The sequence below is a fragment of the Proteus faecis genome (genome assembly GCF_030286765.1).
GTDB lineage: Bacteria > Pseudomonadota > Gammaproteobacteria > Enterobacterales > Enterobacteriaceae > Proteus > Proteus faecis.
Genome location: NZ_JASVWV010000002.1, coordinates 1 through 14,109 on the forward strand (window position 1 = coordinate 1; position 14,109 = coordinate 14,109).

Genomic DNA, 14,109 nt, shown 5'->3' on the forward strand with positions numbered 1-14,109 from the left:
CCGAATTTGCTTGGCGGCCATAGCGCAGCGGTCCCACCTGATCCCATGCCGAACTCAGAAGTGAAACGTTGTAGCGCCGATGGTAGTGTGGGGTCTCCCCATGTGAGAGTAGGGAACTGCCAGGCATCAATTAAAGCGTTAGTGTTAAAAATAACATTAATCGCAAAAAGAATACGCGGAGCGGTAGTTCAGTTGGTTAGAATACCTGCCTGTCACGCAGGGGGTCGCGGGTTCGAGTCCCGTCCGTTCCGCCAACATTAAGAAACCTAAGTCTAACGACTTAGGTTTTTTTTTGCTGCTTAAAATTTAGAGCTAAGCATCAATTAATCAGATGATTTTAAGTAAACATGACTATTATGTATAAAAATAATTACTTTTGTTGATAATGATGTCCTTTTAAAGGATGAGAGTGAAGCTTGCCTTTGGTATACTTCAGTTATAGCAAGAGATCTTGCTGTTTACCTGAGGTTGCTAATGGCGAAAAAACCGACTTATTCAGTGCGTTTTGTGGCAGGTCAACCTGTTGAGCGAATTGAGCCTAGCCCGCCTTTAAGTGAAAGAAAGGATACTCTACCTATTGGAATGCCTCTTTACACCGAAGGCATTCTAAAAATTGCGGTTTGGAATATCTATAAACAGCAACGCCCTAATTGGCGCAATATGTTGGAAATACTTTCAACAGATACGCATTTGCTTTTATTACAAGAAGCTCAAACCACACCTGAGCTTGTACGTTTTGCTGGGGCTCATCATTTGATTGCAGATCAAGTTCCTGCTTTAGCTTTTCAACAACACCCCGCGGGCGTAATGACATTATCAAGTTCTCACCCTATCTATTGCTGTCCTCTCAGAGAAAAAGAGCCCTTTTTACGACTGTCCAAATCAGCATTAATTACGGTATACCCATTAATTACGGGTGATCATTTAATGGTCATTAATGTACATGCGATTAATTTTAGTTTTGGAGTTGATGTTTATCAGCGTCAATTGAGCAATTTATCTGTTCATATCATGCATCATAAAGGACCGGTTATTTTAGCAGGGGATTTTAATGCGTGGAGTCGTCCAAGAATCAATGTATTAAAACGTTTTGCGAGAAGACTAGGACTTAAAGAAGTTATTTTTGATAATGATTGGCGTACTAAAGCCTTTGGCAAACCGTTAGATTATATTTTTTATCGAGGACTATCGTTAAATAATGCTGAAGTGTTGATCACTGATGCATCCGATCATAATCCTTTAATTGCAACATTCTATTAATTGATTATGATAACATTAATAAATATTAAACATATAATATTTAAATGTCATATAACTATATTTATTATTTATTAGTATAACTATATTGCACTTAACTAATCTATCTATTTAATCTATTTGTTATATTAACGCCCTTTACTATACTTTTTTTGTCTATCTAATATCTCTAGATATAGGAAATAAAATGCCGACAAAAAATATAGTTATTATTGGTGGTGGTACCGGTGGAACTATTCTTGCTAATATCCTAGCTAAAAAATTAAATGACGAAATCTTTTCAAATAAAATTAAAATTACTCTTATTTCAGATAATCCCAATCATTATTACAAACCTGCATTTATGTATATTGCATTTAATCTTTTTTTAAAAGAAGAGCTAATGCGTTCAGAAAGAAGTTTATTAAGACCTGAAATTGAATTTGTTATTGATAAAGCTGAGCGCTTTGATTTTAATAATAAAATTATTTATTGTGAATCAAAGAAAAAATACAATTATGATTTTCTTGTATTAGCAACAGGTTGTGTTCCAAGCCCTCATCGTATTGAAGGTTTAAAAGAAGCAGGAAGCCACTTTTATCAATATGAAGCGGCCAGAAACCTCGCTGATAAACTCGCTAAAATTGAAAAAGGGCGTGTCTTTATTACAGTGAGTTTCCCTGAAACGCCCAATGTACCTCATCAGTGTGGTATCGCACCAATGGAAACGACATTGATGTTGGATGAATTCTTACGTCAACGTCGTGTTAGAAAAAATATTGAAATTGTTTATACCTATCCTACGGTTTCTCAGCTTTTAAGAAATTGCCTCTTTATGCAAAAAGAGGTATGTGAAGTCCTTCCTGCGGTATTTTCAGAACGCGATATAAAAGCTAAGCGTGGTTTTACATTGAGTCATGTTGATCCTGATAAGAAGATTGCTTACTCAAAAGAGGGTGAAGCAGAACCTTTTGATATCTTAATGAGTACACCCCCTATTACTGCGGTTGAAGCGATTCGTAATACAGGGTTAAGTGAATATAACAATGGTGAAGGTTGGTTACCTACTGATCCTGAAACATTACAAGTTTATGGGCTTAATCAAGTGTATGTCATTGGAGATACCGTTGATTTACCGATCAGTAAAGCCGGTGGTAGTTGTCATAACCAAGCTGGTGTGATTGCTAATAACATCTGTGGTGAACTTCGCTATGGCTACCCTGCGGCGATTTATGATGGTCGAGTACAAGCGGTTGCTCAAATGGGGTTATCAGCAGGTATGCCACTACAGTATGACTATAAACATGATGTAATACCTACGCCTCCTACTAAATTAGGTGGATTATTACGTAATAGTTATAACCGTGGATTATATTGGGCGACCGTTAGAGGACTATTATAGGGGAATAATAATGAGCGAAAATAATATAAGCGCGGCAGAAAAACTACTGTTTTCCGACGAGGATAAAGTACATCTTCAGCATCTATTAGAAAAAGCTAGACCATTATTAGCATTAAAACGCTTTGACAATATCGTGGATTTATTATCTTTAATATCAGACTCAATAGATATTATAGATAATGCAACGATAGAAAAACTTTCAGTTGCTTTTGAAGAAACATTAATTCCAGTATGGGAGTTGAGTGCTGCTTATAATATGGCAAAGAAAGAATCTATTTATCAAGATAAAAAATATACATTAGGTTCAACTTTTTCATTATTAAAAAATCCCGATACCCTTAAAGGAATTTCAATTATTCTAAGAACTGTTCAAATTATCGGGGAAAATAACCAACGAATAGAGGGTTAATTAATAACCAGGAGATATAATGACGCAAAGTAATAAACACTTTAATACTCAAGCAATACATTATGGCTATTCTCCGTTAGATTCTCAGGGCGCATTAGTGCCTCCTGTTTTTCAAACATCCACTTTTGTTTTTCCAACAGCACAATACGGTGCAGATTGTTTTGCGGGTAAAGAAAAAGGGCATTTTTATTCTCGGATCTCAAACCCTACTTTAGCGTTATTAGAAAATCGTTTAGCGCAATTAGAAAATGGTGAAGGTGCTATTGTTTTTTCTTCAGGAATGGGGGCTATTACCTCAACATGTTGGTCGTTACTTCAGCCGGGTGATGAACTTATTGCTGATATGACGCTTTATGGCTGCACTTTTACGTTTTTCAATCATGGGCTTGTTAAATTTGGTGTTAAAATAAAGCACGTTGATTTAACTAACCTTGAAAAACTAAAAGAAGCGATTACTGAGAAAACAAAATTAATTTTCTTTGAAACCCCTGCTAATCCTAATATGCGTGTTAGCGACATAGCAAAAATATCTGAAATTGCTCATCAACATAATATTTTAGTGATGGTTGATAGCACCTATTGCTCACCTTATTTACAACAGCCATTAACTTTAGGTGCTGATATCGTTGTGCACTCTATGACCAAATATTTATCAGGTCATGGAGATGTCACGGCTGGTGCTATTATTACCACTCATGACTTGGCAAACAAAATACGAGTTGAAGGTTTAAAGGATATGACGGGTGCTTGTTTGTCTCCTCATGATGCTTCATTAATATTACGAGGAATAAAAACGCTAGGCATAAGGATGGAGCAAATCTGCAAAAATGCACAACGTATTGCAGAATATCTTGCAGATAATCCTAAGGTTGAAACTATCCATTATCCGGGATTAGCTTCTTTTCCTCAGCATGAACTCGCCAAACGTCAAATGCGTTTAGCCGGAGGCATGATAGCTATTGAGCTAAAAGGAGGCATAAAAGCCGGTAGAGCGTTTCTCAATCGTTTAAATCTCTTTAGTCGAGCAGTGAGTTTAGGAGACTGCGAATCTTTAGCTCAACATCCTGCCACAATGACCCATGCCACTTATAGTGCCGAAGAGCGGCAACGACATGGTATTAGTGATGGTTTGATTCGATTATCAATTGGTCTGGAAGATGTGGATGATTTAATTGCTGATCTAGAACAAGCACTGGCTTAAGTGGTTGAGTTAATACATTGTGATTGTGATAAAGAAAAAGGCTGTGAAATTATCTACAGCCTTTATTGTTTAATACAGAAATGTGACTTACTTCTGGTTTATTCTCGGTTTGATACCGACATAGTAGCCAACTGTTAAAATCGCTACCCATACCATACCGACAACCAATGCCATTCTGGTTGACTCAAAATAGCCTAATATTGCGATAACAAACGCCATAAAGACAATTGTCAGAGCGGGGGCAACAGGCCAAAATGGTACTGGAAATTTCAGTGTTTTTACCTCATCCGCACTCATCTTACGACGCATAGCGACTTGAGAAAGTAAAATCATTAACCAAACCCAAACTGTTGCAAATGTTGCAATAGAGGCGATTAACACGAAAATTTGCTCAGGAATAAGGTAGTTAAGTACCACGCCAAGTAATAGCACGACAGACATCACTAATACTGTCATCCAAGGCACACCATTACGAGTCAGTTTCATAAAGGATTTTGGTGCTTGTCCTTCTTGCGCCATGCCATACATCATACGACCTGCACCAAAGATATCACTGTTGATCGCAGAAATTGCAGCGGTGATAACGACAAGGTTTAAGATATTGGCTGCTGAATTGATCCCTAGATTTGAGAAAATCTGTACAAATGGGCTACCATTATGGCCGATTTGTTGCCAAGGGAAAATGCACATTAGAATGAAAATCGTCAGTACATAGAATAATAAGATACGAAACGGTACGGCATTGATTGCTTTGGGAATGGTTTTTTCGGGATCTTTAGCTTCACTGGCAGTAATACCAATCACTTCAATCCCACCAAACGCAAACATCACAATGGCAAGTGAGGCGATAACCCCTTCAATACCATTTGGCATAAACCCACCAAACTCCCATAAGTTAGAGATACCAATAGGATGCTCAGTTTGTTGGCCAAAGCCATACATCATAATGACAACGCCACCAATTATCATGGCAATAATTGCAGTGACTTTAACGATAGAAAGCCAAAATTCCATTTCGCCAAATATTTTTACGTGGCAAAGGTTTAAGGCGCCAATAAAGCAAACTATCCCTAATACCCATATCCATTGATCAACATCGGGAAACCAGAGTTTCATATAGAAACCAAATGCTGTAACGTCGGCTAAACAGACAATCAGCATTTCAAAAACGTAGTTCCAGCCCGTTAAGAAGCCTGCTAAAGGCCCCATATAATGGCTTGCATATTGTGAGAAAGAGCCTGCAACTGGATGATGAACTGCCATTTCACCTAATGCACGCATAACCATAAATACTGCTGCTCCACCAATAAGGTAAGCAAGCAATACTGCAGGACCCGCTTTCTCAATAGCGGCCGCAGAGCCATAAAATAAACCCGTACCGATTGCAGAGCCTAGCGCCATAAAACGAATGTGCCGCCCTGACAATCCTCGTGAAAGTTGATTCTCTTTTTGCATCTAAAGTATTCCCATCTCTGTCCAACGGAGGAACTCTATCCTCTTTTTCAGTGTCTTCTCGCACGTTAGCTATTCAAAACAAACCATGTACCTTATCATAAAGCCTCTTACGGTGAGATAGTTATCTGTAATAATCATCAGCATTCATTGGATATCAGAGTTTCTTATGCAATACCCTATTAATGAAGTGTTTCAAACCTTACAGGGTGAAGGTGTTTTTACTGGCGTTCCTGCGCTTTTTGTTCGATTACAGGGGTGCCCTGTAGGTTGTAGTTGGTGTGATACCAAACATACTTGGGAAAAAGAAGACGAAAAAAAAGTTCCTCTTGGCGATATTCCTATTAAAACGCAAGAAAGTGATGTTTGGGGAGAAGCCAATGTTACTCAGATTTTATCACTTTTCCAACAGCAAGGTTATAGTGCAAAGCATGTAGTTATTACAGGTGGAGAGCCTTGCTTATATGATTTACGTCCTTTAACTGAAGGATTGGAGCAAGCAGGTTTTGACTGTCAGATAGAAACCAGTGGTACTCACGATATTTTATGCAGTGAGAAAACATGGGTGACACTTTCCCCAAAAGTAGGCATGAAAGGGGGATTTACGGTATTGCCTAGCGCAATCAATCGAGCTAATGAGATAAAACATCCCGTTGGGCGTGAAAAAGATATTGAAGCGTTAGATGCCTTACTGGTATTACGCACAGAACACCCTGCACCTGTTGTTGCCTTACAGCCCATTAGTTGTAAAGAGAGTGCGACGGCATTATGTATTAAAACCTGTATTGAACGTAATTGGCGTTTCTCGATGCAAACGCATAAATATTTAAATATTGCGTGATGATGTTTTTAATATAAAAAATCAGCCAATAACAGGCTGATTTTCTTTTAGGTGATAGCGGTTTAATGTTAAACCTGATTTACTCACCGCGATAAATACATCCTGCTGTACACGTCTCTTTCACCATCACCGCAGATAATAATGGCAATGACGGTTTTACTTGTTGCCAAATCCATTTTGCCAGCACTTCGCTGGTCGGATTTTCTAGGCCTTCAATTTCATTAAGATAGTAGTGATCTAGGCGCTCAAGAGTAGGTTTAAATGCGGCTTTCACATCAGCAAAATCAATAAGCCAACCTGAATGTGCATCAACTTCACCTGTTAGCTCTAATCTAACAAGAAAAGAGTGCCCATGAAGACGCCCACATTTATGGCCTTTAGGAACATGTGGTAAATGGTGGGCAGCTTCAAACTGAAAATCTTTAAAGATGGTGGTTGTCATCAAAACTCTCTTGACTTAATTAGTAAAAAAAAAGACACAAATAGAACGAAGGTTACCAGTGTAGCCGATTTAGCGTATCACGCCTAATCTCCCTTAATCTTAATGGCTTCTTATGTTCCTTTTTGCTTATTCATTATATTGATAAAGGAAACCAATAAATAAATTTAGCATTTAAGGTTATTAGATAGAGCCAACAGGTCTTTAATTCACTATCTAGTCGTGGGATACCCTCTCAATATTAGAAATATTATCAAAGAACAATAAAGCACAGATAAGTGCTTTGCTTTTTAAGGCAGGATAAATGAGCAATCAACCTCCATTATTATCAATGCTTCCATTAACATCGGAGCAATTGAGTAAATTACAGGATGCAACAAAAGATCTCTCAACAGCGCAAATTGCGTGGTTATCTGGCTATTTGTGGGGACAGCTTAACCCTTCGGTCGTACCGACATCGACAACGGTTACCTCAGCACTAGTGCCAGAGCAGGAAACTATTACATTGATCTCTGCTTCTCAAACAGGTAATGCACGTCATCTTGCAGAACAGTTACGAGATAATTTGGTTGCTCATAAATTGAATGTGGAACTATATTCCGCAGGTGAATATAAGTTTAAACAGCTCCATAAAACTACAACCTTGATCATCATTGTATCGACTCAAGGCGAGGGCGATCCTCCTGAAGAAGCGATAGCTTTTTATAAATATCTGAACTCTAAAAAAGCTGCTGAAATGAAAGAAACGGCTTATGCAATATTGAGCTTAGGTGATTCTTCATATGAGCATTTTTGTAAGGCTGGAAAAGATTTTGATGAGCGAATTGCACAACTGGGCGCAACACGTTTATTACCAAGAGTTGATGCGGATGTTGAATATCAAGCTGTTGCGGATGAATGGATAGAGCAGCTTACAGCGCTCTTAAAAGCAAGAGTGCCCGCACAACGTACGCAAGTCTTACAACAAACACAGTCAGGTACGACGGATACGATCCAGGTCTCGCTTTATCATCGAGATGCGCCTTTTACTGCTACCTTACTGACTAATCAAAAAATCACAGGCAGAAATTCAGATAGAGATATTCGCCATATTGAAATCAGTCTTGAAGGCTCTGATTTGCAATATCAACCGGGTGATGCGCTGGGCGTTTGGTTTAATAATTCCCCTGAAAAAGTGGATGAACTTATTACCTTGTTATGGCTGAAGGGGGATGAACCTGTTACGTTAAAATCTCAAACATTTACCTTAAAAGAAGCGTTACTGTACCATTGTGAACTCACTCAAAATAGCGCACCTATCGTAAAAGCCTATGCCCAATTGACGCGCCATGAAGATCTATTGTCATTGGTGTCTGATAAAACCAAGCTTCAGCAATATGCAGATAAATATCCCATTAATGAGATGGTACGCCAATATTGTGCTCAACCCACTGCACAAGACTTTGTTGATATTTTACGTCCACTTACTCCTCGTCTTTACTCTATTGCATCGTCACAACAAGAAGTCGAGGACGAAGTACACCTTACTTTAGGGGTTGTACGTTACGACGTTAATTCCCGTACTTATACCGGCGGAGCCTCAGGTTTTTTAGCGGATAGATTAAAAGAAGGCGATAGCGTCAATGTTTTTATCGAAAAAAATGCACATTTTCGTCTACCTGAAGATAACACGGCACCTGTCATTATGATTGGTCCAGGTACAGGTATTGCTCCTTTTAGAAGTTTTATGCAGCAACGTGAAAATGACGCAGCAACAGGTAAAAACTGGTTATTTTTTGGTAATCCTCATTTTGTAGAAGATTTTCTCTATCAAGTGGAATGGCAACGTTATGTTAAAAACGGTCTGTTAACTCATATCGATTTAGCATGGTCACGAGATCAAGCACATAAAATTTATGTACAGGATAAATTGCGTGAGCGTGGTAATGAGATTTGGCAATGGTTACAGCAAGGTGCTTATCTTTATGTCTGTGGTGATGCTTCACGAATGGCAAAAGATGTTGAACAGGCGTTGTTAGATATTGTGATGGAGTATGGCAATAAAAATATTGAAGAAGCAGATGAATACTTAAGTGAGCTACGCCTAGAACGGCGTTATCAGAGGGATGTCTATTAATGAAATCACATACTCAAGCGCCCTTAGTGGTTGAAGGTAAACTAGCTGATAGTGAACGCATGAAAAAAGAGAGTCACTTTTTACGCGGTACTATTACAGAAGACTTACAAAATGGTTTAACGGGTGGTTTTGAAGGCGATAACTTTCTATTAATTCGTTTTCATGGCATGTATCAACAAGATGACAGAGATATTCGCGCTGAACGAGCAGAGCAAATGTTAGAACCTCGTCATGCGATGATGCTACGTTGCCGTTTACCTGGTGGCATTATTTCGCCTAAACAGTGGCTTAGTATTGATAAGTTTGCAACTGAAAATACGCTTTATGGCAGCATTCGTATTACTAATCGTCAAACATTTCAATTTCATGGCATTTTAAAAGGCAATGTAAAACCCGCACATCAGATGCTGGCTGCAACAGGGCTTGATGCTCTAGCAACAGCAAATGATGTTAACCGTAATGTGCTATGTACTTCAAATCCAGTGCAGTCTTCATTACACCAAGAAGCGTATGAGTGGGCAAAAAAAATATCAGAGCACTTATTACCGCGCACCCGTGCTTATGCGGAAATTTGGTTAGATAAAGAGAAAGTTACAACAACAGATGAAGAGCCTATTTTGGGAGAAACCTATTTACCGCGGAAGTTTAAAACCTCGGTAGTGATCCCGCCTTATAATGATGTTGATCTTCATGCTAATGATATGAACTTTATTGCGATTGCTGAAAACGGGCACCTAGTTGGTTTTAACGTGCTTGTGGGAGGCGGTCTTGCAATGACGCATGGCGATAAGAATACCTTTCCTCGTTTAGCCAGTGAATTTGGTTATATTCCTATTGAGAATACCTTGGCTATTGCCGAAGCGATAGTGACAACTCAACGTGACTGGGGAAATCGAACCGAACGAAAAAATGCAAAAACAAAATACACATTGGAACGTGTTGGCGTAGAGACGTTTAAACAAGAGGTTGAGCGCCGTTCTGGAGTGACTTTTGATACTATTCGACCTTATGAATTTACCCATCGAGGTGATCAAATTGGTTGGTTAAAAGGCGTTGATGATAAATGGCATCTTACTTTATTTATTGAAAGTGGGCGGTTGATTGATACGCCTGATGCTCCATTAAAAACGGGAGTTGCGGAAATTGCCAAAATTCATCAGGGTGATTTTAGACTGACTGCCAATCAAAATTTGATTGTGGCAGGAGTGCCTGAGAATGAAAAAGCCAATATTGAAGCAATCGCTCGTCGATATGGTTTGATTAATAGTCAAGTTACGCCACTGCGTGAACATGCGATGGCATGTGTGTCTTTTCCAACGTGCCCATTGGCGATGGCAGAAGCTGAGCGATTTTTACCTTCATTCACCGATACTCTTGATAGCTTAATGACAAAACATGGTATGAGTGAAGAGCATATTGTGGTTCGTGTAACTGGATGTCCAAATGGTTGTGGTCGAGCTATGTTGGCAGAAGTTGGGCTGGTGGGTAAAGCTCCTGATCGCTACAACTTGCATTTAGGGGGAGATCGCATTGGAACACGCATCCCTAGAATGTATCGTGAAAATATTACCTCGCAAGAAATCATTGCGATATTAGATCCACTGATTGGTGAATGGGCGGTTTCTCGTCATAACAATGAAGGTTTCGGTGATTTTCTTATTCGTACCGATGTTGTTAAACCAGTACTGAATTCGGCAATTGATTTTTATGAAGTGCAGGAGGCGATATGAGCCTAGTTCAGCTTGCTTCATTAAAACAGCTACCTGTTGAAGATCAGACACATGCTTTAAGCCATATTAATCAACAGTTAGAGCAATTAAGTGCTATTGAACGGGTTACTTGGGCTTTAGAACATTTACCTAAAGCCTATGTATTAAGTTCTAGTTTTGGTATTCAGGCAGCGGTATGTCTGCACTTAATTACTCAACAATATCCTGATATCCCGGTGATTTTGACTGATACAGGTTACTTATTTCCTGAAACCTATCAATTTATTGATAGGTTGACTCAACAGTTACAACTTAATTTGAAGGTCTATCGAGCTGAAATATCTTCATCTTGGCAAGAAGCGCGTTACGGCAAACTTTGGTTAGAAGGTATTGATGGTATAGAGCGTTATAACCAGATAAACAAAGTAGAGCCAATGGAAAGGGCACTAAAAACATTACAGGCTCAAACATGGTTTGCAGGCCTTCGCCGACAACAAGCTAAAAGCCGTGAACATTTACCTGTGCTTTCAATCGCAAAAGGGATCTTTAAGTTTTTACCCATAGTAGATTGGGATAATAAGAAAGTTTATCAATATCTTAAAGAAAACGACTTACCTTATCACCCTTTATGGGAGCAGGGGTATCTCTCTGTGGGAGATACTCACACAACTCGAAAATGGGAAGAGGGTATGAGTGAAGAAGAAACACGATTTTTTGGTTTAAAACGTGAGTGTGGATTACACGAATAACGTCATTATCTACTCATAAATCATTGGGGGAATAGCGCTTGTCTATTGCCCTCTTTGACATTTTTAAAATTATAACCATTTGAAAATATTTTATTTTTCCTTATTCCTTTCTGTTCCATCACATAGCTTTTTGTCATTTCATAACCCCTAGAGCACCTTTTATAGTCGTTAGTTATAAAGTGAACAACGAAGGTGAAATGCGCGTATGGATTACCTACCCTTATTTGTGGAATTAAAAGAACGCCCAGTGTTATTGATTGGTGGTGGTCATGTTGCTGCGCGTAAAGCTTTACTGTTATTAAGAGCTGGCGCTTACTTAAGAGTGATTGCACCTCAGTTGTGTGACGAATTACACCTTGCTTATCAGCAAGGGAAAATTGAATGGGTATCAGCTAAATATCAACCTGAACATCTATCTGGAATGATGCTGGTGATTGTAGCAACTGATGACAGTGTGCTTAATCAGCAAGTTTATCTTGATGCACAAGCACGGAATATTTTTGTCAATGTGGTGGATTCACAACCTCAATGCTCATTTATCTTCCCCGCCATTATCGATAGAAACCCTATTTTGATTGCGATTTCATCTGCCGGAAAAGCACCCGTTTTAGTGCGTATGATCCGCGAGAAATTAGAAGCCTTATTACCAAGTTCATTAGGTTTAATGGCAACAATTGCTGGAAAATGGCGCAAAAAAGTGAAACAGCATTTAGAGACTTTCCAGGCTCGTTGTCGTTTTTGGGAGCAAGCCTTTAGTGGTCAATTCGCCTCTTTAGTAGCAAGTGATCAATTAGCACAAGCTGAAGCGTTGCTTGAGCAACAATTGAAACAAAAAGAGATCCAACAAGGCGAGCTTGCATTAGTTGGAGCAGGCCCTGGTGATGCAGGATTATTAACACTGCGCGGTTTACAGGTTATTCAACAAGCCGAAGTTGTACTCTATGACAGTTTAGTGAGTCCAGAGGTTTTAGAGCTTGTTCGTCGTGATGCTGACACCATTTGTGTAGGTAAAAGAGCGGGGCACCATAGTGTTTCTCAAGAGGAAACCAATGCATTGATCGTGAAATATGTGCAACTTGGTAAACGGGTTGTCCGATTAAAAGGTGGTGATCCGTTTATTTTTGGGCGTGGTGGAGAAGAAATTGAAATTGCTATCGCACATGGTATCCCTTTTCAAGTTGTACCGGGGATCACTGCAGCAAGTGGAGCAAGTGCTTATGCGGGGATCCCTTTAACGCATCGACAATATGCTCAAAGTGTCACTTTTATGACTGGGCATTGTAAAGCAGATGGAATTGAACCGGATTGGGCATCATTAGCGCAAGCTAATCACACTCTCGCTATTTATATGGGGACAGCAAAAGCCGAGTTTATTAGTCAGCGTTTAATCCAACTTGGGCGTTCTCCATTAACACCTATCGCGGTAATTAGTTGTGGTACTCGTCGTGATCAGCAAGTTTTCACAGGAAATCTAACACAATTAGCACAGTTAGCCGAAAAAGCGCCAACCCCTGCCTTATTAATTGTGGGAGAAGTTGCGGCGCTACATCACCAACTTGCCTGGTTTGGTGACAGGCATGCTTATCAATCCTTGTCGTCACTCCATTCACCTTTAGTTCATTTTGCCTAAACGAGGTTGTTATGAATGAAACACAATTAACGCATCTTCAGCAATTAGAAGCAGAAAGCATTTATATTCTGCGAGAAGTTGTCGCTGAATTTGAAAATCCCGTCATGCTTTATTCAATAGGCAAAGATTCCTCGGTGATGTTGCATTTGGCTCGCAAGGCGTTTTATCCCGCGAAATTACCTTTTCCTTTGTTGCATGTTGATACTGGTTGGAAATTTCGAGAAATGTATGAGTTTCGAGATAAAACGGCTAAAGAATATGGTTTTGATCTTAAAGTTTATCAAAATCCACAAGGCGCAGAACTGGGGATCAATCCATTTATTCATGGTAGTGCAAAACACACGGATATCATGAAGACCGAAGGGCTAAAACAAGCCTTAGACAAATATGGTTTTGATGCAGCATTTGGAGGTGCGCGTCGTGATGAAGAAAAATCACGAGCTAAAGAGCGTATTTATTCGTTTAGAGATAGAAAGCATCGTTGGGATCCGAAAAACCAACGACCTGAATTATGGAAAAATTATAACGGACAGATTAATAAAGGTGAAAGTATTCGTGTATTTCCGCTATCTAACTGGACGGAACTCGATATTTGGCAATATATCTATTTAGAGAATATCGACATAGTTCCTCTCTATTTTGCCAAAAATAGACCGGTGATTGAGCGTGATGACACCTTAATTATGGTAGATGATGACAGAATTGATCTAAAACCGGGTGAAGTGATTACACAGCAAAAAGTGAGATTTAGAACATTAGGGTGCTGGCCATTAACGGGTGCTATTCCTTCACAAGCAGAAACGCTACCCGCCATTATTGAAGAAATGCTGATTTCCACCAGCAGTGAACGACAAGGGCGCTTAATTGACAGTGATCAGTCGGCCTCAATGGAACTGAAAAAGCGCCAAGGTTATTTTTAATTGGA

The 14,109-nt window shown here is 39.3% G+C and carries 12 protein-coding genes, 1 tRNA gene and 1 rRNA gene; 12 read left to right on the plus strand and 2 right to left on the minus strand.

Annotation, left to right across the window (positions count from 1 at the left end; all coding sequences use genetic code 11):
* The first annotated feature begins 9 nt into the window (after nt 1–9).
* The 6 genes from rrf (at nt 10) to QSH13_RS04185 (ending at nt 4,248) form a co-directional block, all read left to right on the plus strand.
* Nucleotides 10–125, plus strand: a 5S ribosomal RNA gene (rrf, locus tag QSH13_RS04160).
* 52 nt (nt 126–177) lie between these two features.
* Nucleotides 178–254 (plus strand) — tRNA-Asp (locus tag QSH13_RS04165).
* A gap of 220 nt (nt 255–474) precedes the next feature.
* A complete protein-coding gene (locus QSH13_RS04170) occupies nt 475–1,260 on the plus strand; it encodes an endonuclease/exonuclease/phosphatase family protein (RefSeq protein WP_109397856.1) in 786 nt (261 codons plus the stop codon).
* Nucleotides 1,261–1,444: 184 nt separating this feature from the next.
* Nucleotides 1,445–2,638 (plus strand): NAD(P)/FAD-dependent oxidoreductase, encoded by a 1,194-nt coding sequence (locus QSH13_RS04175; protein WP_109397855.1) that lies wholly within the window; start codon nt 1,445–1,447, stop codon nt 2,636–2,638.
* Between the two features lie 10 nt (nt 2,639–2,648).
* On the plus strand, nt 2,649–3,047 hold the full coding sequence (locus tag QSH13_RS04180; RefSeq protein ID WP_109406541.1) for a hypothetical protein: 399 nt from the start codon (nt 2,649–2,651) through the stop codon (nt 3,045–3,047).
* Nucleotides 3,048–3,066: 19 nt separating this feature from the next.
* Nucleotides 3,067–4,248: a methionine gamma-lyase gene (locus QSH13_RS04185; RefSeq protein WP_196544494.1), complete on the plus strand. Its 1,182-nt coding sequence runs from the start codon at nt 3,067–3,069 to the stop codon at nt 4,246–4,248.
* Nucleotides 4,249–4,335: 87 nt separating this feature from the next.
* Here QSH13_RS04185 and QSH13_RS04190 read toward each other — a convergent pair whose 3' ends face one another.
* Nucleotides 4,336–5,703, minus strand: a complete 1,368-nt coding sequence (locus tag QSH13_RS04190; RefSeq protein ID WP_185901189.1) for an amino acid permease — start codon at nt 5,701–5,703, stop codon at nt 4,336–4,338.
* A gap of 166 nt (nt 5,704–5,869) precedes the next feature.
* Between QSH13_RS04190 and queE the strand changes: the two genes are divergently transcribed.
* Entirely contained in the window at nt 5,870–6,541 is a 672-nt protein-coding gene (queE, locus tag QSH13_RS04195; protein WP_286038858.1) for a 7-carboxy-7-deazaguanine synthase QueE, read from the plus strand.
* Nucleotides 6,542–6,620: 79 nt separating this feature from the next.
* On the opposite strand, the gene queD is transcribed toward queE, so the two are convergent.
* On the minus strand, nt 6,621–6,986 hold the full coding sequence (gene queD, locus QSH13_RS04200) for a 6-carboxytetrahydropterin synthase QueD (RefSeq protein ID WP_164530180.1): 366 nt from the start codon (nt 6,984–6,986) through the stop codon (nt 6,621–6,623).
* Between the two features lie 298 nt (nt 6,987–7,284).
* Between queD and cysJ the strand changes: the two genes are divergently transcribed.
* From cysJ to cysD, 5 genes are all read left to right on the plus strand, one after another.
* Nucleotides 7,285–9,096, plus strand: a complete 1,812-nt coding sequence (gene cysJ / locus QSH13_RS04205; protein WP_286038859.1) for an NADPH-dependent assimilatory sulfite reductase flavoprotein subunit — start codon at nt 7,285–7,287, stop codon at nt 9,094–9,096.
* Nucleotides 9,096–10,826: an assimilatory sulfite reductase (NADPH) hemoprotein subunit gene (cysI, locus tag QSH13_RS04210; protein ID WP_109406543.1), complete on the plus strand. Its 1,731-nt coding sequence runs from the start codon at nt 9,096–9,098 to the stop codon at nt 10,824–10,826. The genes cysJ and cysI overlap by 1 nt, the downstream gene beginning before the upstream one ends.
* Nucleotides 10,823–11,554, plus strand: coding sequence for a phosphoadenylyl-sulfate reductase (locus QSH13_RS04215; protein WP_185901185.1), 732 nt, complete (start codon nt 10,823–10,825; stop codon nt 11,552–11,554). The genes cysI and QSH13_RS04215 overlap by 4 nt, the downstream gene beginning before the upstream one ends.
* Before the next feature lie 205 nt (nt 11,555–11,759).
* Entirely contained in the window at nt 11,760–13,184 is a 1,425-nt protein-coding gene (gene cysG, locus QSH13_RS04220) for a siroheme synthase CysG (protein WP_185901184.1), read from the plus strand.
* 11 nt (nt 13,185–13,195) lie between these two features.
* Nucleotides 13,196–14,104 carry a sulfate adenylyltransferase subunit CysD gene (gene cysD / locus QSH13_RS04225; protein WP_109397845.1) on the plus strand — a complete coding sequence of 303 codons (909 nt, stop codon included), beginning with the start codon at nt 13,196–13,198 and terminating at the stop codon, nt 14,102–14,104.
* The last annotated feature ends 5 nt before the right edge of the window (nt 14,105–14,109 follow it).

Coding starts and splice junctions, on each gene's coding strand:
- QSH13_RS04215 (WP_185901185.1), top strand. CDS start 10,823: ATGAGCCTAGTTCAGCTTGCTTCATTAAAACAGCTACCTGTTGAAGAT.
- queE (WP_286038858.1), top strand. CDS start 5,870: ATGCAATACCCTATTAATGAAGTGTTTCAAACCTTACAGGGTGAAGGT.
- cysG (WP_185901184.1), top strand. CDS start 11,760: ATGGATTACCTACCCTTATTTGTGGAATTAAAAGAACGCCCAGTGTTA.
- QSH13_RS04170 (WP_109397856.1), top strand. CDS start 475: ATGGCGAAAAAACCGACTTATTCAGTGCGTTTTGTGGCAGGTCAACCT.
- QSH13_RS04185 (WP_196544494.1), top strand. CDS start 3,067: ATGACGCAAAGTAATAAACACTTTAATACTCAAGCAATACATTATGGC.
- QSH13_RS04180 (WP_109406541.1), top strand. CDS start 2,649: ATGAGCGAAAATAATATAAGCGCGGCAGAAAAACTACTGTTTTCCGAC.
- cysD (WP_109397845.1), top strand. CDS start 13,196: ATGAATGAAACACAATTAACGCATCTTCAGCAATTAGAAGCAGAAAGC.
- QSH13_RS04175 (WP_109397855.1), top strand. CDS start 1,445: ATGCCGACAAAAAATATAGTTATTATTGGTGGTGGTACCGGTGGAACT.
- cysI (WP_109406543.1), top strand. CDS start 9,096: ATGAAATCACATACTCAAGCGCCCTTAGTGGTTGAAGGTAAACTAGCT.
- cysJ (WP_286038859.1), top strand. CDS start 7,285: ATGAGCAATCAACCTCCATTATTATCAATGCTTCCATTAACATCGGAG.
- QSH13_RS04190 (WP_185901189.1), bottom strand. CDS start 5,703: ATGCAAAAAGAGAATCAACTTTCACGAGGATTGTCAGGGCGGCACATT.